The sequence below is a fragment of the Pseudomonas sp. MG-9 genome, assembly GCF_018729515.1.
In the GTDB taxonomy this organism is placed as follows: Bacteria; Pseudomonadota; Gammaproteobacteria; order Pseudomonadales; family Pseudomonadaceae; genus Aquipseudomonas; species Aquipseudomonas serboccidentalis.
On sequence record NZ_JAHHZH010000002.1, the window covers coordinates 596,069 to 616,328 of the forward strand.

Sequence of the window (20,260 nt, forward strand, 5' to 3'; positions counted from 1 at the left end):
GCGTGCTTATGTGGCGAGGGAGCTTGCTCCCGCTGGAGCGCGCAGCGCTCCCAAAATCTTGGGGCCGCTTCGCAGCCCAGCGGGAGCAAGCTCCCTCGCCACAACAAGCCAGTCCGACAAATAAAGCAGCCGGTTACTTAGTAGCGGTAAGCGTGCGGCTTGAACGGGCCTTCGACGGTCACGCCGATGTAGTCAGCCTGTTGCTTGGTCAGTTGAGTGACCACGCCGCCGAAGCCGCGAACCATTTCCAGGGCCACTTCTTCGTCGAGTTTCTTCGGCAGTACTTCAACGGTCAGACGCTCGGCTTTCTGGGCTGGCGACAGGTCGGCGTACTTCTGGCCGAACAGGAAGATCTGCGCCAGCACTTGGTTGGCGAACGAACCGTCCATGATGCGGCTCGGGTGACCGGTGGCGTTGCCCAGATTCACCAGACGGCCTTCGGCCAGCAGGATCAGGTAGTCGTCGTTCTGTGCATCGAAAGCGCCCGGGCCGGTACGGTGGATCTTGTGTACCTGTGGCTTCACTTCTTCCCATGCCCAGTTCTTGCGCATGAAAGCGGTGTCGATTTCGTTGTCGAAGTGACCGATGTTGCAGACAACAGCACGCTTCTTCAGCGCTTTGAGCATGTTGGCGTCGCAAACGTTGACGTTACCGGTGGTGGTCACGATCAGGTCGATCTTGCCCAGCAGCGCTTTGTCGATGCTCGCTTCGGTGCCGTTGTTGATGCCGTCGATGAACGGCGAAACCAGTTCGAAACCGTCCATGCAGGCTTGCATGGCGCAGATCGGGTCAACTTCGGAGACTTTGACGATCATGCCTTCCTGACGCAGGGACTGAGCCGAGCCCTTGCCCACGTCACCGTAACCGATGACCAGCGCTTGCTTGCCGGACAGCAGGTGGTCGGTACCGCGCTTGATCGCATCGTTCAGGCTGTGACGGCAGCCGTACTTGTTGTCGTTCTTGGACTTGGTCACCGAGTCGTTGACGTTGATCGCAGGGATCTTCAGCTCGCCCTTGGCCAGCATGTCCAGCAGGCGGTGTACGCCGGTGGTGGTTTCTTCGGTCACGCCGTGAACGCGGTCCAGCACTTGTGGGTATTTCTTGTGCAGCAGCTCGGTCAGGTCGCCGCCGTCGTCGAGGATCATGTTGGCGTCCCATGGCTGGCCATCCTTGAGGATGGTCTGCTCCAGGCACCACTCGTACTCTTCTTCAGTCTCGCCTTTCCAGGCGAACACCGGGATGCCGGCAGCGGCGATGGACGCAGCGGCCTGATCCTGAGTCGAGAAGATGTTGCAGGACGACCAGCGTACTTCGGCACCCAGGGCAACCAGGGTTTCGATCAGCACGGCAGTCTGAATGGTCATGTGGATGCAGCCGAGGATTTTCGCGCCCTTGAGCGGCTGCTCGGAAGCGTACTTGCGGCGCAGACCCATCAGGGCAGGCATTTCCGATTCGGCGATGATGGTTTCGCGACGGCCCCAGGCAGCCAGGGACATGTCGGCAACTTTGTAATCGTTAAAATCGGCAGGCGTGATAACAGCGCTCATGAAGAGCCTCCATTCGTAATGTATGCGAATGGGCGCCGTTGTGCGTTTAGTGTCTGGCGTGAGCCAGTCAACGCCCCATCCGAGCCTGACAGGTTGAACCTGCTGCAGCGCCCCTCGGACAGGTGGCGGGAAAACGGCAGTAGCCGTTCTGAATCGGTGGCGATTATAGCTTTCTTCGCCCGGCTAGTGGCAAGTAACAAGCTACAAGCGGCAAGTCACAGCGGCTTTAACTTGCAGCTTGTCGCTTGAAACTTGAAGCTGGGAGAGTAAACCTAATGCCCAAACACCCCGGAGTCCGTCCCCCATGAATTTCCACACCCGCAAATGGGTAAAACCCGAAGACCTGAACCCCAACGGCACCCTGTTCGGCGGCAGCCTGCTGCGCTGGATCGACGAGGAAGCGGCGATTTACGCCATCGTCCAGCTGGGCAATCAGCGCGTGGTGACCAAATACATTTCCGAGATCAACTTCGTCAGCGCCTCGCGCCAGGGCGACATCATCGAACTGGGTATCACCGCTACCGAGTTCGGCCGCACCTCGATCACCCTGACCTGCGAAGTGCGCAACAAGATCACCCGCAAGAGCATCCTGACCGTCGAGAAGATGGTCTTCGTCAACCTCGGCGAAGACGGCCTGCCGGCACCGCACGGTCGGACCGAGATCAAGTACGTCAAAGACCAGTTCAAGGAGGATGAACTGGTCACCAAATGACGTCAGTGGTATGGCCATCGCTAGCAGGTTAGCTCCCACAGGGTTCACTCTGAATCCTACAGAACGTATGCCAAGTGGCGGGGGTCGTAGCTAAAAGCCCCCACCGGTTCCCACGCCATGACCACGCCAACAGACGGCAAGACCCCCGACCTCTCGACCGATGAACAACACGAAGTCGAGAAAAGCCAGCCGCCCCGCGCGGCGGTTCTGCATGAAATCATCCGTACCCAGGGCGATCAGGAACTGGAGCGCAGCATCGCCGCATTGTGGTGGTCGGCGCTCGCCGCCGGGCTGACCATGGGCCTGTCGCTGATGGGCATGGGCCTGCTCAATTCGCGCCTGCCCGAGGGCGATGAATTCAAGGTGATTGCCAGTTTTGGCTACTGCGCAGGTTTTCTCGCGGTGATCCTCGCCCGCCAGCAACTGTTCACGGAAAACACCCTGACCGCCGTCCTCCCGGTGATGACCAAACCGACTCTGGCGAATTTCGGCCGGCTGATCCGCTTGTGGGGCGTGGTGCTGTTCGGCAATTTGTGCGGCACGATTCTGGTGGCGTACGTGATGCTCGAATTGCCGATTTTCGACACCGAGACCGATCACGCCTTCCTCGAAATCGGCCGCAAGGTCATGGAGAACCACGCCAGTCAGATGTTCGCCAAGGGCATCGTCTCCGGCTGGATGATCGCCACTATGGTCTGGATGATTCCGTCCATGGAGAGCGCCAAGATGTGGATCATCATCCTCATCACGTACCTGATGGCGTTGGGTGACTTCACCCACATCGTGGTCGGTTCGGCGGAAGTCTCGTATCTGGTGTTTGCCGGCGAGCTGCCGTGGAGTGATTTCTGGATGGTGTTTGCCGGGCCCACGCTGGCGGGGAACATCATCGGCGGCAGTTTCATTTTCGCCCTGATCAGCCATGCGCAGATCCGCAGTGAGAGCGGTGCGCCGAAACAAACAGGCGCTCCAAAGGCGTCAGGCAAATCGAAAGGATCTGCGGATCAGGCCGAAAAGCCCGATCCGCAGCAGATCAAGAAATGATCAGTGGTGCGCAGGCTCTGGAGCTGTGGCCGGCTCGTCACGGGTGGCGTGCTTGACCAGTTTGCCGATGGTCAGCCCCTGCAACAGGATCGACGACAGCACCACGATGTAGGTGATGCTCAGCAGCAGATCGCGCTCCGGGCCCAACGGCAGGGCCAGCGCCAGCGCCACCGACACACCGCCGCGCAAACCGCCCCAGGTCAGGATGCGGATGGTGCCGCGCGGCACCGTGCGCCAGCGGCGCAGCAGGACGATGGCCGGAGCCACGGTGAGCAGGCGCGACAGCAGAATCGCCAGCGCCAGCAAGCTGGCCGCCGCTACGTGCGCCCAATTGAACGGCAGCAGCAACAGCTCCAAGCCGATCAGCGCGAACAACAGGGCGTTGAGCATGTCATCGAGCAGCTCCCAGAAGCCGTCGAGGTACTTGCGGGTCATGTCGTTCATCGCCAGGTTGCGCCCCAGGTTACCGATGATCAGACCGGCCACCACCATCGCAATCGGCGCCGAGACGTGCAGCTCGGTGGCCATCGCCGAACCGCCGATTACCAGCGCCAGGGTCAGCATTACGGTGATCTGATGCTGCTGAACGCTCTTGATCATCCGGTACACCAGATAACCGATCAGCCCGCCGAACAGCACGCCGCCTACGGCCTCGTGAACGAACAGCATGGCCGTGGCGCTGATCGTCGGCGTCTCACCCAATTGGGCGATGCCCAGCAACACGGTAAACACCACCACCGCAGTACCGTCGTTGAACAGCGACTCGCCGACGATGGTGGTTTTCAACGGTTTCGAAGCATTGGCCGTACGCAATACGCCGAGCACCGCGATCGGGTCGGTCGGCGAAATCAGCGCGCCGAACAGCAGGCAGTACAGAAAGCTCACGTGCCAGCCGAACAGGGCAAAAATGTAATAGGCGAGGCTGCCGATCACGGCGGTGGCGATCAGCACGCCGAAGGTCGCCAGCAGGCCGATGGGCCAGCGATAGCTGCGCAGGTCGTTCAGGTTGACGTGCAAAGCGCCGGCGAACAGCAGGAACGACAGCATCCAGTTCATCAGCAGATCGCCGAAGTCGATCTGGCCGATCAGTTGCTGCACGCGTTCTTCAAGGCCGGGGTAGCCGAGCACGCTCAGGCCCTGCAGCAACAGGGAAAACATCAGCGCGGTGACCATCACACCGATGGTCGGCGGCAGGCCGATGAAGCGGTAATTGACGAAGGTGAGGAGGGTGGTGAGGCAGATAAAAGCGGCTACGAGTTCAAGCATCCGGGCTCCTTTGGATGGGGGTGGAAAGACAGCGCCCCGATTCTTCGGCGCAAAGGTTGGATGGGCGGATCCGGGGCGGGGACACAATGATGTCCACTCGGTTGGTCGGCCGCAGACATTGGTGTAGGGTCAACAATAAAAACCAAGGAGTGGAACGTGCTGGCGACAGTTCTGGTGTTGGTGGCGGCGCTGTTGCATGCAGCGTGGAATACCCTGATCAAATTCAGCGCCGAACGGCTGCTGGTGGTGGCGTGCATGGACACGGTGGCGCTGTTGTTCGTGGCGCTGGCGTCGCCCTTCATCAGCTTGCCGCCGCTGGACATCTGGCCGTGGATTCTCGCTTCGGCGGCATTCGAGCTGCTGTATCGCTATCTGCTGATTCAGGCCTATCGGGTCGGCGACCTTGGGCTGGTCTATCCGCTGATGCGCGGCTTGTCGCCGCTGGTGGTGCTGGCGCTGACCCTGATCTTCGCGGGCGAGGTGCTCACTGCGCAGCAGATCTTGGGGATCATGCTGATTCCGCTGGGCATGGCCTGCCTGCTCTGGCAGGGCGGCGGCGGGAAGCATTTGCCGTGGTCGATGCTGCCGGTGGTGGCGCTGATCGGGCTGTGCATCGGTTGTTACACCTACATCGACGGCCAGGCGTTGCGGCGCTGGTCACATCCGCTGGATTACCTGGTCTGGGTCACGCTGCTCAGCGCCTGGCCGTTTCCGTTGCTGGCATGGGTGGCCAAACGCCCGGCGCTCCTGGTGTTCTGGCGCGAGCAATGGAAGCTGGGGCTGGCGGTCGGGTTCTGCGTGTTGTTCAGCTACGCTCTGGTGCTGTGGGCGATGCAGTTGGGATCGATTGCCGAGGCGGCGGCATTGCGCGAGATCAGCGTGATCCTGGTGGTGCTGTTCGGCATGCGTTACCTGAAAGAACCTTTCGGCAGACCGCGGCTCTTAGCCTGTGGGTTGGTGCTGATCGGCATGCTGGTGATGAAGTTCTGACCGCCCGCAATTTCCTATAACTCGAAGAAGGACGGCTTTATGACGGTAGCTCTGTGGTGCGTGTTGATCGCGATTTTCCTGCCCTATGTCTGCACAGTCGTGGCCAAGGCAGTGGGTGGTTTCCGACTGAGCGACAACCATGATCCCCGGGACTTTCTGGAAAGCCTGAACGGCGTGGCCCGCCGCGCGCATGCCGCGCAGTTGAACAGTTTCGAAGTAGTGCCGGCGTTCGCCATTGCAGTGATCGTCGCGCATCTGGTGGGCACGGCAGAGCTGGTGACGGTGAATGTGCTGGCGGTGCTGTTTATCACCAGTCGCCTGCTGTACATCATCTGCTACCTGGCGGACTGGGCGATTCTGCGGTCGCTGGTGTGGTTTGTCGGGATGGGGTTGATTGCTTCGTTCTTCTTTGTGTCGGTATAGATAAAGCAAGATCAAAAGATCGCAGCCTTCGGCAGCTCCTACAGGGTTGATACATGTCCCCTGTAGGAGCTGCCGAAGGCTGCGATCTTTTTGCTTTTTAAGGTTTGTCAGCCACCTGCGGCACTTGCGGCAGCGCCGCTCCCTTGGGCCAGAGCATCCAGATCTGCCCCTGCTGTTTCATGTCCCCGGCCAGTTGTCCGGCGGCATCGCCAGTGCCCCAGAACAGATCCGCACGAACCTCGCCAGCAATCGCACCACCGGTGTCCTGCGCCGCAACCGGACGTACCAGCGCCGTGCCATCCGGGCGGGTGGTCGACAGCCACAGCAAGCTACCCAGCGGAATCACCTTGCGGTCCACCGCCGCGCTATAGCCAGCAGTCAGCGGTACGTTCAGCGAGCCGCGCGGGCCTTCGTTGCTGTCGGGATTGCGGGTGAAAAACACATAGCTCGGGTTACTGCCCAGCAGTTCCGGAATGCGTGACGGGTTGGCCTTGGCCCAGTTGCTGATCGCGCTCATGGTCACGTCTTCTTTCTTCAGCTCGCCCTGTTCCACCAGCCAGCGACCGATCGGTCGGTACGGGTGGCCGTTCTGGTCGGCGTAGGCGATGCGCAATTGTTTGCCGTCTGCCGTCTGAATCCGCCCGGAGCCCTGGATCTGCAGGAACTGCAGGTTCATCGGATCGGTCAGGTACGCCACCACAGGCGCTTTTACGCCTTTGGATTCGATGGTCGCCGCGTCGTCGTAAGGCTTGAGCACCCGACCTTCGAGGCGGCCACGCAGGCGCTTGCCCTTGAGCTCCGGGTAAATGCTGTCCAGCGACACGATGATCATGTCTTCAGGAACGCCGTACACCGGCACGTTGGCCGCGTCGGTGGGCGTCAGGCTGCCGGGATAGACCGGTTCGTAGTAACCGGTGATCAGACCGTTCGGATTGTCGTGCTCGGCGCGCAGGCCGAACACATCGAGATTCTGCTTGAGGAATGCACGGATCTCGTTGGCGCTCTGCGGCACGTTGGCTGCCGCGGCGCAGGTGCCGCCCCAGATCGGGTCAGCCTTGAGCCGGGTGCAGGCGCTGCGCCACGAGCCGAAACCGGCGACCAGATCGCTGTCGGACACGGCTGGCAAGGCTTCCCAGTTGGCGCTGGAATACGTGGCCAAGGCGTGGGTTTTCGGTTTGGCAGTGTCGCCGCCGGTGCAGCCGGCAAGGATTGCCAGCAGTGGCAGAGTTGCGATCAGTGGGTGACGCCAGGCCTTGAAACGGCTGTTCATGGAGTGATTCCTGTGCCGGTTGCCTGAGTGCTCCATGCGCTCCGGCAACCCGTAATTTTAATAGGGCTATTGGTGTTTGTCGGTGGCGCGAGGATACTGGCCGCCGAATTCCGTGACCTGAAGCCACCATGACTCTTAAAAGAATTTCTGTTGTATTGCTGGCCTGTCTGACCTTGTCCGCCTGTGGCGGTGTCGACCCGAATTCCCCGCTGGGTCAACGCAAGGCGATCTTCAAGCAGATGCTCAAGACCGGCGAAGACCTGGGCGGTATGTTGCGTGGACGCATTCCGTTCGACGGGCCGAAATTCGCCGACGGTGCGGTGAAGCTCGATGCGTTGTCCCATGAGCCATGGAAGCATTTTCCGCAGGTGCGCGAAGAAGATCACACCAGTGCCAAAGATGATGTCTGGCTGCGCCAGGCGCGCTTTCAGGAACTGGCCCGCAACCTTGAGGCGGCCACCGGTGAACTGGTGATCACCAGCAAGGTTCAGCCGTACAAGGCCAGTAACCTGGGGCCGGCGGTGCAGAAGGTTGAAGATGCCTGCAGCGCTTGCCATAAAGAATTTCGGGATCATTGATTGTCTGAGGCTACCGGGCAACTGAGCAACTGTGGCGAGGGAGCTTGCTTCCGCTGGGTTGCGCAGCAGCCCTGAAACCCTTCAGCCGAGTTGTATCTGCAAGAACCGACCGGCCGGAGTTGCAACGGCTGCGCCGTCGAGCGGGAGTAAGCTCCCTCGCCACAAGGTTCTGCTGATTACTTGTCGATTTCGTCCAGCGCGTCCTGCAACTCTTTGCGCGACTCGGCCAGTTTGTCTTTGCGTTTGTTGATCTTCTCCGGATCGCCTTTTTTCATCGCCTTGTCGAGATCGGCCTGACGCTTGCTGACTTCGTGCTTGGCATCCAGCACCTTGTTCTCGCGTTCTTTCTTCAGGCCGGCGTCGGTGCAGTTTTTCGTCACTTCATCCAGTGCCGTTTGCAGACCGGCTTGTTGATCGGCGTTGCCGCGGGACCTGGCCTGTTCGATCTGGTTGATGATGCCCTGCTTCTTGGCGGCGCAACCGGTCAGGCCCGGGGCGTCTTCGTCGGCCATCACGGGGGCGGCCATGACGGCGCAAAGTGTCAGCAGGGCGAGCGGTGAAAGAAGTTTCATAAAAGCTCCAGTGCAAAGGCAATCGGGTCAGTCGGGCGCTGCGCAGTTGGAGCGCCTCGGTGGCCGTTGGGTTCCCCGGCGTACCGGGATTGCATGTTCAGAAACCGTCGATTCCGGCGGCGTGTAATTGTTCGCTGAGGGCCAGCACCTGCGGATCGCGAAAGAATGCACTCAATTGCGCCGCGCGTCCGGGGCCGATTCCGGCTTCAGCCTGCCATTGTTCGGTATTTCGTTGTGCCAGCGACTGCCATGAATCAGCCAATTGGGCGGCACCGGTCGGCGGCAGGCCCAACGCTTTGAGCCACTGCGTGAACGGTCTTTGGCGGGCGCTGTGAAAACTGTGTATCAGGCGCGCACTGCTGCGTTCGCCGAAGCCGGCAATGTTAGCAAGCTCTGGCTCATCGAGGGTCAACCAATCCAGCAGGTTGTTCAGGCGGCCTGTTTCCAGAAGTTTCTCCCAAGTGCCTTTGCCCACATGGGGCATCGCCAGCCCTTGTTTGCCGCTGAGCCAGGTCAGGCGCGCGAGAAACTGGCTTTCGCAGCCGGGTGTCGGTTGCCAGCAACTCAAGGCGTGGAAATCACTGGCGTCGGGGATGTCGATGGCGGCCCGCTCGGTCGTACGCAGTACTACGCTGTCGAGCCGTGGAATCGTCAGCCCGGCCAGGCTGATTGCCACCTGGTCACCGGGACGGATGTCCTGCGTCTGCCAGCGCTTGAGCGAACCGGCGCTGACCCGTTTGATCTCCCGGTCATCGAGCATGACCGGCGTCAGCTCCAGCACCGGTGTGATGCGGCCGGTGCGGCCGACCTTGAAATTCACTTTGCGCACCTCGGCCAGCGCCCGGGCAAACGGGTATTTCCAGGCCACCGCCCAGTAGGGCGCGCTCGCCTGCCAGCGCTCGGCCGGTGGGCGCTGGCTTTGGCGCAGGACAATGCCGTCGCTGGCGAATGGCAGCGGTGATCGATACCAGTGCTCACGCCACTTTTGTGCGTCCTCAAGGTTGGCGATGGCCTGACTGAACGGTGCTGTCGTGGCGAAACCCAATGTCGCCAGCGTCGCTATTCTTTCGGGCAGACTCGCCGGCCCCCGTGGCCAATCCCAGACGAACAGACCGATCCCGGCCGCCTGCTCGGCGCTCAGGGTTTTCCGGCTCATCAGTCCGGCAACCGTGGCGCGGGCATTGACGCTGCCGGCGCGGGCCTGCACATGTTGAGTCAGACGCCAGTAGAGTTCGCCCTGCACCAGCAGATCAAGGGGCTGCGTCAGTTGTTGAGGAATGGCGGCGATCTTTTGCGCTGACGCCGTCCAGTCCTGGCCGCTGATACCGTCACCGCGACTGATCGCTTGCTGCAACAGGCCACGACGGTAGATCAGCGTCACCGCCACGCCATCGACCTTGGGTTGGACCCAGACGTCCCGGCGGTCCTGGAGCCAGGCTTGAACCGCCGCTGCCTCATGAAGTTTATCCAGACCTGTGTGTGCAACTGGATGCGCGATGGGGCCCGATGCGCTGCGCAAAGGTTGGGGCGCTGCTGGCTGCTGGAAACACTGTCGCCACTCGTTGAGCCGCAAGCGGGCTTGATCATAGAGGTCGTCGGCAATCAGCGAGCGGCCTTCGCGGTGATAGGCGTCGTCCCATTGGTCGATCTGTTTTTGCAGGGCGGTGATTTCGTTTTGCGCGGTGGCGGCAGGCCAGTCGGGGCAGGCGGCGTAAGCGATCAGGTGGATGAAACTCAGCAGAACAACTGAAAACAGGCGCAGCGTGGCAAGCATGATGAGCGTCCTTGCTCAGGGGGAATGCTTGAAGGCTAGGTGAGGATGGCGGGTCAGGTAGCCTTGGTGTTTTGCGGGGTGTTGCGCAGCGTTAAAGTCAAAAGATCGCAGCCTTCGGCAGCTCCTACAGAATGCATTCCCATGCAGGATCTGCCGAAGGCTGCGATCCTTTGATCTTTGCAAACATGAAAAAGCCCCGCACGGCGCGAACCGTGCGGGGCTTTTTTGTACCGCCAGGGCGTCTTACAGACCAGCAGCGGAACGCAGAGCGTCGGCGCGGTCGGTTTTTTCCCAGGTGAAGGTGGTGAAGGTGTCTTCGCCAACAGTCTTGGTCTGCGGAGCACGACCGAAGTGGCCGTAGGCTGCAGTTTCCTGGTACATCGGGTGCAGCAGATCCAGCATGGTGGTGATTGCGTACGGACGCAGGTCGAACACTTCACGCACCAGTTTGATGATCTTGTCATCGCTGATCTTGCCAGTGCCGAAGGTGTTCAGCGAGATCGAGGTCGGCTGAGCGACACCGATCGCGTAGGACACCTGGATCTCGCAACGCTCGGCCAGGCCGGCGGCGACGATGTTCTTGGCAACATAGCGGCCAGCGTAGGCAGCCGAACGGTCAACCTTCGATGGATCTTTGCCGGAGAACGCGCCGCCGCCGTGACGGGCCATGCCGCCGTAGCTGTCGACGATGATCTTGCGACCGGTCAGACCGCAGTCACCTACCGGGCCGCCAATGATGAACTGGCCGGTCGGGTTGATGTGGAACTGGGTGTCCTTGCTCAGCAGTTCGGCAGGCAGTACGTGCTTGACGATCAGCTCCATCACGCCTTCGCGCAGGTCTTTGTACGACACTTCAGGGTTGTGCTGGGTCGACAGAACAACAGCGTCGATACCGACAACCTTGCCGCCTTCGTAGCGGCAAGTCACTTGCGACTTGGCATCCGGGCGCAGCCAAGGCAGCAGACCCGATTTACGGGCTTCGGCCTGGCGCTGCACCAGCTGGTGCGAGAAGGTAATTGGCGCTGGCATCAAAACGTCGGTTTCGTTGCTGGCGTAGCCGAACATCAGGCCCTGGTCGCCGGCGCCCTGATCTTCAGGCTTGGCACGGTCAACACCCTGGTTGATGTCAGGGGACTGCTTGCCGATGATGTTCATCACACCGCAAGTTGCGCCGTCGAAGCCGACATCGGAGCTGTTGTAGCCGATGTCAAGAATGACGTTACGCACGATTTCTTCCAGATCGACCCAGGCCGACGTGGTCACTTCACCGGCAATGATTGCAACGCCGGTCTTTACCAGAGTCTCGCACGCCACACGGGCGAACTTGTCTTCAGCAATAATGGCGTCCAGCACCGCATCGGAAATCTGGTCGGCGATTTTGTCCGGATGTCCTTCAGACACGGACTCGGAGGTGAAGAGGGAGTATTCGCTCATCTCGATGTTTTCCTGAATTTACCGATGGTGAGTGTCGCCAGCCGGTCGCTGAAAGTGGCGAACCTGGATCTGGAAACCATTACGTAAGCCTACATAGAGGCTGTCCCCGGGAACGAGTCCCGCAGCGGTGGCCCAACGGGCCAAATCGTCCTGTTCAAACCCCAACCACAGATCACCGCAGGCCTCCCTGGCCCAACTCTGGTTGTGGCTACATAACTCTGTCACGAGCAGGCTACCGCCCGGTTGCAGCAGGCCGGCCATGTGCTTGAGCGCTTCGGCCGGTGCGGCGAAATGGTGCAACACCATGTTCAGTACCACGCAGTCGGCCTGAAGGCTGGTGCCATTCAATGCATCGGCCAATTGCAGGCTGACGTTAGCCAGCTGTTCACGTTCACATACCTGCCGCGCCAGTTCGAGCATCGCCGGGCTGTTGTCCAGCGCGGTTACGGTGCCGAAGCGGCGGGCCAGTTCCGGCAGAAAAGCACCATCGCCGGGGCCGACTTCAATGGCCGTGGCAGCACCATTGAAGTTCAGTTTATCGAGCAGGGCCAGCACGCTGTCACGGTACTGCGGCAGGCCTGCGATCAAGTCTTGCTGGGCGCGAAATTTCTCTGCAACCCGGGCGAAAAAGTCCTGGCTGGCCGCCTCACGTTGTCCGTGTACCTGGGCGATGCGGGTCTGCACGTCGTCCGGCAGCGCCAGATTGTCGACTTCTTCTAACAGTGCCGCGTGTAACTTGCCACCCAGCAATTCGGTGTGGGGCAGGGCGCGGCGATAGAAAATCGCGTTGCCTTCGCGCCGAGTCGCCACCAGATCGGCCTGGGCCAGCACCTTGAGGTGGTGGCTCATGCCGGACTGACCGATGCCGAAAATCTGCGCCAGTTCCAGTACACCGAACGAATCGTTGGCCAGCGCGCGCAATACATTCAGGCGCAGCGGGTCGCCACCGGCCTTGCACAGGGCCGCCAGCTCGTCGCAGTCGTCATGGCGAATGGAAGGCACGCGTAAGTTCATGGGGCAGCAGTCTAGTGACGGTAGGAAATCGCTGCAAGGCCAATATCAAAAAGTTTTGATATTGCTCGATAGATGGCACTTCTCACTGGCTGGTTAACTCTACAAACCAACAGCGGAAAGGTTTCACCAATAGAATCCACTGTTAACCATGGGAAAAACGCCTCCGTATGACTATCTGTCATTGCCCCGAGGCGCTCCGGTGAGGGAAAATGCCCTCCTTTTTTCCGTTTCAATTATTCACACCCAGGAGATCAGCGATGCCTAGCCGTCGTGAGCGTGCCAACGCCATTCGTGCCCTCAGCATGGATGCCGTGCAAAAAGCCAACAGCGGCCATCCCGGTGCCCCTATGGGTATGGCAGATATCGCCGAAGTGCTTTGGCGCGACTACCTCAAGCACAACCCGAGTAATCCATCGTTCGCCGACCGTGACCGCTTCGTGCTGTCCAACGGCCATGGCTCGATGTTGATCTATTCGCTGCTGCACCTGACCGGTTACGACCTGTCGATCGAAGACCTCAAGCAGTTCCGTCAACTGCACAGCCGCACCCCGGGTCACCCGGAATTCGGCTATACCCCGGGCGTCGAGACCACCACCGGCCCACTGGGTCAGGGTCTGGCCAACGCCGTGGGTTTCGCGCTGGCAGAAAAAGTCATGGGCGCGCAGTTCAACCGTCCTGGCCACAACATCGTCGACCACCACACCTACGTGTTCCTGGGTGATGGCTGCATGATGGAAGGTATTTCCCACGAAGTCGCTTCCCTGGCCGGTACCCTGGGCCTGGGCAAGCTGATCGCCTTCTACGATGACAACGGCATCTCCATCGATGGCGAAGTCGAAGGCTGGTTCACCGACGACACGCCGAAGCGTTTCGAAGCCTACAACTGGCAGGTGATTCGCAACGTCGACGGTCATGATCCGGAAGAGATCAAGACCGCCATCGAAACCGCGCGCAAGAGCCCGCTGCCGACCCTGATCTGCTGCAAGACCACCATCGGTTTCGGTTCGCCGAACAAGCAGGGCAAAGAAGACTGCCACGGTGCCCCGCTGGGTGACGCGGAAATCGCCCTGACCCGTCAGGCGCTGAACTGGAACTACGGTCCGTTCGAAATCCCGGCCGACATTTATGCCGAGTGGGACGCCAAGGAAAAAGGTCGCGCTGCCGAAGCCGAGTGGGATCAGCGTTTCGCTGCCTACTCCGCCGCGTTCCCGACCGAAGCCAACGAGCTGATCCGTCGTCTGAGCGGCGAGCTGCCGGCTGACTTCGCGGAAAAAGCCTCGGCCTACATCGCTGAAGTGGCGGCCAAGGGCGAAACCATCGCCAGCCGTAAAGCCAGCCAGAACACCCTGAACGCGTTCGGCCCGCTGCTGCCGGAACTGCTCGGCGGTTCGGCTGACCTGGCCGGTTCCAACCTGACCCTGTGGAAAGGTTGCAAAGGCGTCAACGCTGAAGACGCCAGCGGCAACTACATGTACTACGGTGTGCGCGAATTCGGCATGACCGCGATCATGAACGGCGTCACCCTGCACGGCGGCCTGGTGCCTTACGGCGCGACCTTCCTGATGTTCATGGAATACGCTCGCAACGCGGTGCGCATGTCCGCACTGATGAAGCAGCGCGTGATCCACGTCTACACCCACGACTCCATCGGTCTGGGCGAAGACGGCCCGACGCACCAGCCAATCGAGCAACTGACCAGCCTGCGTACCACGCCGAACCTCGACACCTGGCGTCCAGCCGATGCCGTTGAATCGGCGGTGGCCTGGAAAAACGCGCTGGAGCGTAAAGACGGCCCGTCGGCGCTGATCTTCTCGCGTCAGAACCTGCAGCACCAAGAGCGTGACGCTGCCCAGATCGCCGATATCAGCCGCGGTGGCTACGTGTTGAAGGACTGCGCAGGCGAGCCTGAGCTGATCCTGATCGCGACCGGTTCGGAAGTCGGTCTGGCCGTTCAGGCCTATGACAAACTGACCGAGCAAGGCCGCAAGGTGCGCGTGGTTTCCATGCCTTGCACCAGCGTGTTCGATGCCCAGGACGCTGGCTACAAGCAATCGGTTCTGCCGTTGCAGGTCAGCGCGCGTATCGCGATCGAAGCGGCCCACGCCGACTTCTGGTTCAAGTACGTGGGTCTGGAAGGTCGCGTGATCGGAATGACCACCTACGGCGAATCGGCACCGGCTTCGGCACTGTTCGAAGAGTTTGGCTTCACCCTGGAAAACATCCTGGGTCAGGCTGAAGAGCTGCTGGAAGACTAAGCAGTACGAATGCGGTGGCCCTGGCTGCCGCGTTCCCCTGTAGGAGCTGCCGAAGGCTCGGGCCGCTCCTACATGGGGTTGTGTTGTTAGCGAATACTATCGAGAACCCCATGCCTCAACCGCGTCCCTACAAAGTTGCACTCAACGGCTACGGCCGGATTGGTCGTTGCGTCTTGCGTGCGTTGTTCGAGCGTGGCGAGAAGGCCGGGTTTGAAATTGTCGCGATCAACGATCTGGCGGACATGGCCAGCATCGAATACCTGACACGCTTTGACTCCACCCATGGCCGCTTTCCCGGCGAAGTGCGGGTCGAGGGCGATTGTCTGCATATTAATGGCGACTGCGTGAAGGTCCTGCGCAGTGCCACCCCCGAAGGCATCGATTGGGCGTCGCTGGGCGTCGATCTGGTGCTCGAATGCTCCGGTGCCTATAACACCCGTGAAGACGGCCAGCGTTTCCTCGACGCCGGCGCACCACGCGTGCTGTTTTCACAGCCGATGGCCAGCGAGGCGGATGTCGACGCCACCATCGTCTACGGCGTCAATCAGGATTGCCTGACCGGCGATGAGCTGCTGGTGTCCAACGCCTCCTGCACCACCAACTGCGGCGTGCCGCTGTTACGCCTGCTGGACAAGGCAATCGGCCTGGATTACGTGTCGATCACCACGATTCACTCGGCGATGAACGATCAACCGGTGATCGACGCCTATCACCACGAAGACCTGCGCCGCACCCGTTCGGCGTTCCAGTCGGTGATCCCGGTGTCCACTGGTCTGGCGCGAGGCATCGAGCGCCTGCTGCCGGAACTTGCCGGGCGAATTCAGGCCAAAGCCGTACGCGTGCCGACGGTCAACGTGTCCTGCCTCGACATCACGATGCAGACCGCCACGGCGACCGACGCCAACGAGGTCAACCGGATCCTGCGCGAGGCCGCCACCAATGGCCCGCTCAAAGGCTTGCTGGCTTACACCGAGTTGCCGCACGCCAGCTGTGATTTCAACCATGACCCACATTCGGCCATCGTCGATGCCAGTCAGACCCGTGTATCCGGTCCCAAGCTGGTGAACATCCTGGCCTGGTTCGACAACGAATGGGGTTTTGCCAACCGAATGCTGGACGTTGCAGAACACTATCTGCATACAGCGATTTCAAAAAAACCTGCTCTCTAAGAACAGTTACTCAGGAAGTGCGACCCATGACCGTGTTGAAGATGTCCGACCTCGATCTGCAAGGTAAGCGCGTATTGATCCGCGAAGACCTCAACGTCCCAGTCAAGGACGGTGTTGTCACCAGCGATGCGCGTATCCTGGCTTCGCTGCCGACCATCAAGCTGGCCCTGGAAAAAGGTGCGGCGGTGATGGTCTGCTCGCACCTGGGCCGTCCGACCGAAGGCGAGTTCTCCGCCGAGAACAGCCTCAAGCCGGTCGCTGACTACCTGAGCAAGGCCCTGGGCCGTGAAGTGCCGCTGGTGGCCGATTACCTGGGCGGCGTTGACGTCAAGGCTGGCGACATCGTGCTGTTCGAAAACGTGCGCTTCAACAAGGGCGAGAAAAAGAACGCCGACGAACTGGCCCAGCAATACGCTGCCCTGTGCGACGTGTTCGTGATGGACGCTTTCGGCACCGCTCACCGCGCCGAAGGTTCGACCCACGGCGTGGCCAAGTTCGCCAAAGTCGCCGCTGCAGGCCCGCTGCTGGCCGCTGAACTGGACGCACTGGGCAAGGCGCTGGGTGCGCCGGCCAAGCCGATGGCGGCCATCGTTGCCGGCTCCAAGGTCTCGACCAAACTCGACGTACTCAACAGCCTGAGCCAGATCTGCGATCAACTGATCGTCGGCGGCGGCATCGCCAACACCTTCCTGGCGGCTGCCGGTCACCCGGTCGGCAAGTCGCTGTACGAGCCAGACCTGCTGGATACTGCGCGCGCCATCGCCGCCAAAGTCAGCGTGCCGCTGCCGGTTGACGTCGTGGTAGCCAAGGAATTCGCAGAAAGCGCCGAAGCGACCGTCAAGCTGATCGCTGACGTCGCGGCTGACGACATGATCCTGGACATCGGCCCACAAACCGCTGCCAACTTCGCCGAACTGCTGAAATCGTCGAAAACCATTCTGTGGAACGGTCCGGTCGGCGTGTTCGAATTCGACCAGTTCGGCAACGGCACCAAAGTGCTGGCCCAGGCCATCGCTGACAGCGCCGCGTTCTCCATCGCCGGCGGTGGCGACACCCTGGCGGCCATCGATAAATATGGCGTGGCCGAGCAAATCTCCTACATTTCCACCGGTGGTGGCGCGTTCCTCGAATTCGTCGAAGGCAAGGTACTGCCAGCCGTTGAAGTCCTGGAAAGCCGGGCCAAGGCCTGAGGCCGCCCGTTTGGCCAGGCAAAGGAGTGTTCACATGGTCAAGTCGTTAGCGCTGTTGTTGCTGACCGGTACGCTGGCGGCCTGCGGGAGTAACCCGAAGGCCGAGGCGACGCCTGCGCCGGATGCGGCGCAGAAAGGCTGCTACCAGGCCGACTGGCAGGCCGAAACCAACCCGGTGCTGAACAAGCGCTCGGGGCCGGACGGTCTGGACAAATACGAGACGCAAACCCCGGCCAAGGAACATGGTTGTCCTTGACCGGTCTGACTCTTTAACTCAGGGCTGGCGGCGTTGGCTGTCAGTCGAGGAACACGGATGAAAGGCTTGATCGCCATTGCGGCATTGGCATTGTTGGGCGGTTGCGCGCAGATGAACCTGTTTCAGTCGTCCGCCCCTGCGGACAACTGGACGACATGGACCTGCGACAGCCAGGCCAAAGTGCTGTGGCGCTACGCCGATGCCGGCCAGAAGGAAGTCGATGTTCGACTCGGCGGCGGTGATCAGGTCTATCGCCTGAAAGAAGAGCCGGGCGCCTCGGGCGTGCTGTACAGCGACGGCATGCTGGCGTTTCACGTCAAGGGTGAGGAAGGCCTGGTGTACTGGGTCGCCACCAATGATTTGATCGGCCGCGGCTGCAAGGCGCAGTAACTGACACACCCAAAGCTCTGATGTGGGGTTTTTGTGGTGAGGGGGCTTGCCCCCGTTGGAGTGCGAAGCACTCCCATAGCTTTTTTACGACTGCTGCGCAGCCGAACGGGGGCAAGCCCCCTCGCCACAGAGTTTCAGTGACAAACAGAATCTGCTTTATCGAATCACCAGGCCGGGCCTCGACCCCCGATCTGCAATCACTTGAATAGCCGCCGCCGCTCCGGCAGGCTGGCACGATTAACGACCCTCAACCGGGAGAGACACACACAATGGCACTTATCAGCATGCGCCAGATGTTGGACCACGCAGCCGAGTTCGGCTACGGCGTTCCAGCCTTCAACGTCAACAACCTTGAGCAGATGCGCGCCATCATGGAAGCCGCTGACAAGACTGACTCCCCGGTGATCGTCCAGGCTTCGGCCGGCGCCCGTAAATACGCTGGTGCGCCGTTCCTGCGTCACCTGATCCTGGCCGCGATCGAAGAATTCCCGCACATCCCGGTGTGCATGCACCAGGACCACGGCACCAGCCCTGACGTCTGCCAGCGCTCCATCCAACTGGGTTTCAGCTCGGTGATGATGGACGGTTCCCTGGGCGAAGACGGCAAAACCCCGACCGACTACGAATACAACGTTCGTGTGACTCAGCAGACCGTCGCCATGGCTCACGCCTGCGGCGTTTCGGTTGAAGGCGAGCTGGGCTGCCTGGGTTCGCTGGAAACCGGCATGGCCGGTGAAGAAGACGGCATCGGCGCCGAAGGCGTTCTGGATCACAGCCAGATGCTGACCGACCCGGAAGAAGCCGCAGACTTCGTCAAGAAGACGCAAGTTGATGCCCTGGCCATCGCCATCGGCACCAGCCACGGCGCCTACAAATTCACCAAGCCACCTACCGGCGACGTGCTGGCGATCGACCGCATCAAGGAAATCCACAAGCGCATCCCGAACACTCACTTGGTGATGCACGGTTCCTCGTCCGTGCCACAAGAGTGGCTGGCGATCATCAACCAGTACGGCGGCGACATCAAAGAAACCTACGGCGTACCGGTTGAAGAAATCGTCGAAGGCATCAAGTACGGCGTGCGCAAGGTCAACATCGACACCGACCTGCGCCTGGCATCCACCGGTGCGATGCGTCGCCTGATGGCCACCAACCCGAGCGAATTCGACCCGCGTAAATTCTTCGGCGCGACTGTGACCGCGATGCGTGACGTATGTATCGCTCGTTATGAAGCGTTCGGCACTGCCGGTAATGCTTCGAAGATCAAGCCGATCTCGTTGGAAGCGATGTATCAGCGTTATCTGAAGGGTGAGTTGAACGCCAAGGTTAACTAAGCCTGAGCGTTAACCGCTGATTCAAGAAACCCGCCGAGAGGCGGGTTTTTTGTGGGTGGCTTAAACCCGATCACTGGAAATCAGTGACGCGAATCAAGTTGCCGAGGGCCCGCCAGGCGCACAAGCCGGCGGATTCTGGCGTAGTGGTAGGCAACGACGCAAGCTGTTGTAGGCATCCGGAAGTAACCGGCGATCGATCTAAACAACGCCGTTTAAAAGTAGGAGCTGCCGAAGGCTGCGATCTTTTGATTTTGTCTTTTCAGAATCAAAAACAAGATCAAAAGATCGTCCGATCGCGGCCCGAGCCTTCGGCAGCTCCTACAGGGGAATGCGGGTTATTTGTCGTGATCGATGTCGAGCTTGGAGAAGGTCACCTGCCCCCCCTCACTGGTGTACCCGGTATTGTCCTGCACATAAACCCCAGCCTTGAAGTACAACGGCTTGTCACGCCAGGTCGCGCTGATCTGTGAATCCCACTGATAACCCGCCGCACTCACGCCCAGCGCACCGCCGGGGCTCAAGTGGATGAGGTAGTTGAATTCGTTGTTCAGTTTGATCCCGGTGGCGAGGGTGATGACGCGGCTTTCTGCGTCATCGGGGTGCATGCGGACTTTGATTACCAGGTTGCCCGTCTGGGTTGCTTCCTTGTATTGGTATTCGAGCTTGACCATCGGGCGCTGGCTTTCATAGGCGTGGATCTGGCCGATGACGATCTTGCCGGAGCTGGGCACCTTGTTCACTGCAAGGGTGGCGCGCAGCAGGTTGTCGGCATCCGGGTAGTACCAGTTGCGCAGGGTGCCGTTGCTGTAGGTTTCGCGCAGTTCGGTGCGCGGGTAGATGGCGTTTTCGGTTTTGGAGCCGGTGACCGGCGACCAGAAGAACAGGGTGCCGGTGTCGGAATGGAAGTATTGATCTTTGAAGCCGTTCACCAGTTTCTCGGTTTCGACGGTGTATGGCGGACTGCCAACGGGAACGCTGAGGTTCCAGGTTGCGAGATCGATCATGTCGGTGCTTCCACTCAGTTCATCCTGAACGCGGGTGCCAG

Annotated in this window: 19 protein-coding genes and 1 riboswitch; of the genes, 11 read left to right on the plus strand and 8 right to left on the minus strand. The window is 60.5% G+C overall.

Features of this window, described 5'->3' with window-relative positions:
- Positions 1 to 137: 137 nt before the first annotated feature.
- A complete protein-coding gene (ahcY, locus tag KKQ10_RS07410; RefSeq protein WP_047297109.1) occupies positions 138 to 1,547 on the minus strand; it encodes an adenosylhomocysteinase in 1,410 nt (469 codons plus the stop codon).
- A gap of 23 nt (positions 1,548 to 1,570) precedes the next feature.
- Positions 1,571 to 1,669: riboswitch (S-adenosyl-L-homocysteine riboswitch) on the minus strand.
- A gap of 182 nt (positions 1,670 to 1,851) precedes the next feature.
- Here ahcY and KKQ10_RS07415 point away from each other — a divergent pair.
- Both KKQ10_RS07415 and KKQ10_RS07420 read left to right on the plus strand, forming a co-directional pair.
- Positions 1,852 to 2,259, plus strand: coding sequence for an acyl-CoA thioesterase (locus KKQ10_RS07415; protein ID WP_003229043.1), 408 nt, complete (start codon positions 1,852 to 1,854; stop codon positions 2,257 to 2,259).
- Between the two features lie 117 nt (positions 2,260 to 2,376).
- Positions 2,377 to 3,300 carry a formate/nitrite transporter family protein gene (locus KKQ10_RS07420; RefSeq protein ID WP_215500674.1) on the plus strand — a complete coding sequence of 308 codons (924 nt, stop codon included), beginning with the start codon at positions 2,377 to 2,379 and terminating at the stop codon, positions 3,298 to 3,300.
- On the opposite strand, the gene KKQ10_RS07425 is transcribed toward KKQ10_RS07420, so the two are convergent.
- Positions 3,301 to 4,566 (minus strand): cation:proton antiporter, encoded by a 1,266-nt coding sequence (locus KKQ10_RS07425; RefSeq protein ID WP_127647886.1) that lies wholly within the window; start codon positions 4,564 to 4,566, stop codon positions 3,301 to 3,303.
- 156 nt (positions 4,567 to 4,722) lie between these two features.
- Here KKQ10_RS07425 and KKQ10_RS07430 point away from each other — a divergent pair, with 156 nt between their 5' ends.
- Both KKQ10_RS07430 and KKQ10_RS07435 read left to right on the plus strand, forming a co-directional pair.
- Positions 4,723 to 5,556: an EamA family transporter gene (locus tag KKQ10_RS07430; protein WP_215500675.1), complete on the plus strand. Its 834-nt coding sequence runs from the start codon at positions 4,723 to 4,725 to the stop codon at positions 5,554 to 5,556.
- A gap of 39 nt (positions 5,557 to 5,595) precedes the next feature.
- Positions 5,596 to 5,979: an MAPEG family protein gene (locus tag KKQ10_RS07435; RefSeq protein ID WP_215500676.1), complete on the plus strand. Its 384-nt coding sequence runs from the start codon at positions 5,596 to 5,598 to the stop codon at positions 5,977 to 5,979.
- 97 nt (positions 5,980 to 6,076) lie between these two features.
- Here the strand turns inward: KKQ10_RS07435 and mltA are convergent, their stop codons facing one another.
- A complete protein-coding gene (gene mltA, locus KKQ10_RS07440; RefSeq protein ID WP_215500677.1) occupies positions 6,077 to 7,249 on the minus strand; it encodes a murein transglycosylase A in 1,173 nt (390 codons plus the stop codon).
- A gap of 128 nt (positions 7,250 to 7,377) precedes the next feature.
- On the opposite strand from mltA, the gene KKQ10_RS07445 reads away from it, so the two are divergent.
- Positions 7,378 to 7,827 carry a c-type cytochrome gene (locus KKQ10_RS07445; protein ID WP_215500678.1) on the plus strand — a complete coding sequence of 150 codons (450 nt, stop codon included), beginning with the start codon at positions 7,378 to 7,380 and terminating at the stop codon, positions 7,825 to 7,827.
- A 176-nt stretch (positions 7,828 to 8,003) separates the two neighbouring features.
- On the opposite strand, the gene KKQ10_RS07450 is transcribed toward KKQ10_RS07445, so the two are convergent.
- The 4 genes from KKQ10_RS07450 to KKQ10_RS07465 all read right to left on the minus strand — a co-directional run bounded on the left by KKQ10_RS07450 (position 8,004) and on the right by KKQ10_RS07465 (position 12,621).
- Positions 8,004 to 8,399: a DUF1090 domain-containing protein gene (locus KKQ10_RS07450; protein WP_215500679.1), complete on the minus strand. Its 396-nt coding sequence runs from the start codon at positions 8,397 to 8,399 to the stop codon at positions 8,004 to 8,006.
- Between the two features lie 97 nt (positions 8,400 to 8,496).
- On the minus strand, positions 8,497 to 10,173 hold the full coding sequence (gene ligB / locus KKQ10_RS07455) for an NAD-dependent DNA ligase LigB (protein ID WP_215500680.1): 1,677 nt from the start codon (positions 10,171 to 10,173) through the stop codon (positions 8,497 to 8,499).
- Between the two features lie 243 nt (positions 10,174 to 10,416).
- Positions 10,417 to 11,607, minus strand: a complete 1,191-nt coding sequence (gene metK, locus KKQ10_RS07460) for a methionine adenosyltransferase (protein ID WP_095187071.1) — start codon at positions 11,605 to 11,607, stop codon at positions 10,417 to 10,419.
- A gap of 18 nt (positions 11,608 to 11,625) precedes the next feature.
- A complete protein-coding gene (locus KKQ10_RS07465; RefSeq protein ID WP_215500681.1) occupies positions 11,626 to 12,621 on the minus strand; it encodes an ArsR/SmtB family transcription factor in 996 nt (331 codons plus the stop codon).
- A 257-nt stretch (positions 12,622 to 12,878) separates the two neighbouring features.
- Here KKQ10_RS07465 and tkt point away from each other — a divergent pair, with 257 nt between their 5' ends.
- The 6 genes from tkt to fba all read left to right on the plus strand — a co-directional run bounded on the left by tkt (position 12,879) and on the right by fba (position 19,215).
- Positions 12,879 to 14,876, plus strand: a complete 1,998-nt coding sequence (gene tkt, locus KKQ10_RS07470; RefSeq protein ID WP_127647878.1) for a transketolase — start codon at positions 12,879 to 12,881, stop codon at positions 14,874 to 14,876.
- A gap of 110 nt (positions 14,877 to 14,986) precedes the next feature.
- On the plus strand, positions 14,987 to 16,045 hold the full coding sequence (gene epd, locus KKQ10_RS07475) for an erythrose-4-phosphate dehydrogenase (protein WP_127647877.1): 1,059 nt from the start codon (positions 14,987 to 14,989) through the stop codon (positions 16,043 to 16,045).
- Positions 16,046 to 16,071: 26 nt separating this feature from the next.
- A complete protein-coding gene (locus KKQ10_RS07480; RefSeq protein ID WP_007961877.1) occupies positions 16,072 to 17,235 on the plus strand; it encodes a phosphoglycerate kinase in 1,164 nt (387 codons plus the stop codon).
- Between the two features lie 34 nt (positions 17,236 to 17,269).
- Entirely contained in the window at positions 17,270 to 17,491 is a 222-nt protein-coding gene (locus KKQ10_RS07485) for a hypothetical protein (protein WP_007961876.1), read from the plus strand.
- Positions 17,492 to 17,548: 57 nt separating this feature from the next.
- Positions 17,549 to 17,881: an MliC family protein gene (locus tag KKQ10_RS07490; RefSeq protein WP_215500682.1), complete on the plus strand. Its 333-nt coding sequence runs from the start codon at positions 17,549 to 17,551 to the stop codon at positions 17,879 to 17,881.
- A 269-nt stretch (positions 17,882 to 18,150) separates the two neighbouring features.
- Positions 18,151 to 19,215, plus strand: a complete 1,065-nt coding sequence (gene fba / locus KKQ10_RS07495) for a class II fructose-bisphosphate aldolase (protein WP_003177554.1) — start codon at positions 18,151 to 18,153, stop codon at positions 19,213 to 19,215.
- 335 nt (positions 19,216 to 19,550) lie between these two features.
- Here fba and KKQ10_RS07500 read toward each other — a convergent pair whose 3' ends face one another.
- Positions 19,551 to 20,219, minus strand: a complete 669-nt coding sequence (locus KKQ10_RS07500; RefSeq protein ID WP_127647870.1) for a polysaccharide lyase family 7 protein — start codon at positions 20,217 to 20,219, stop codon at positions 19,551 to 19,553.
- Between the last annotated feature and the right edge of the window lie 41 nt (positions 20,220 to 20,260).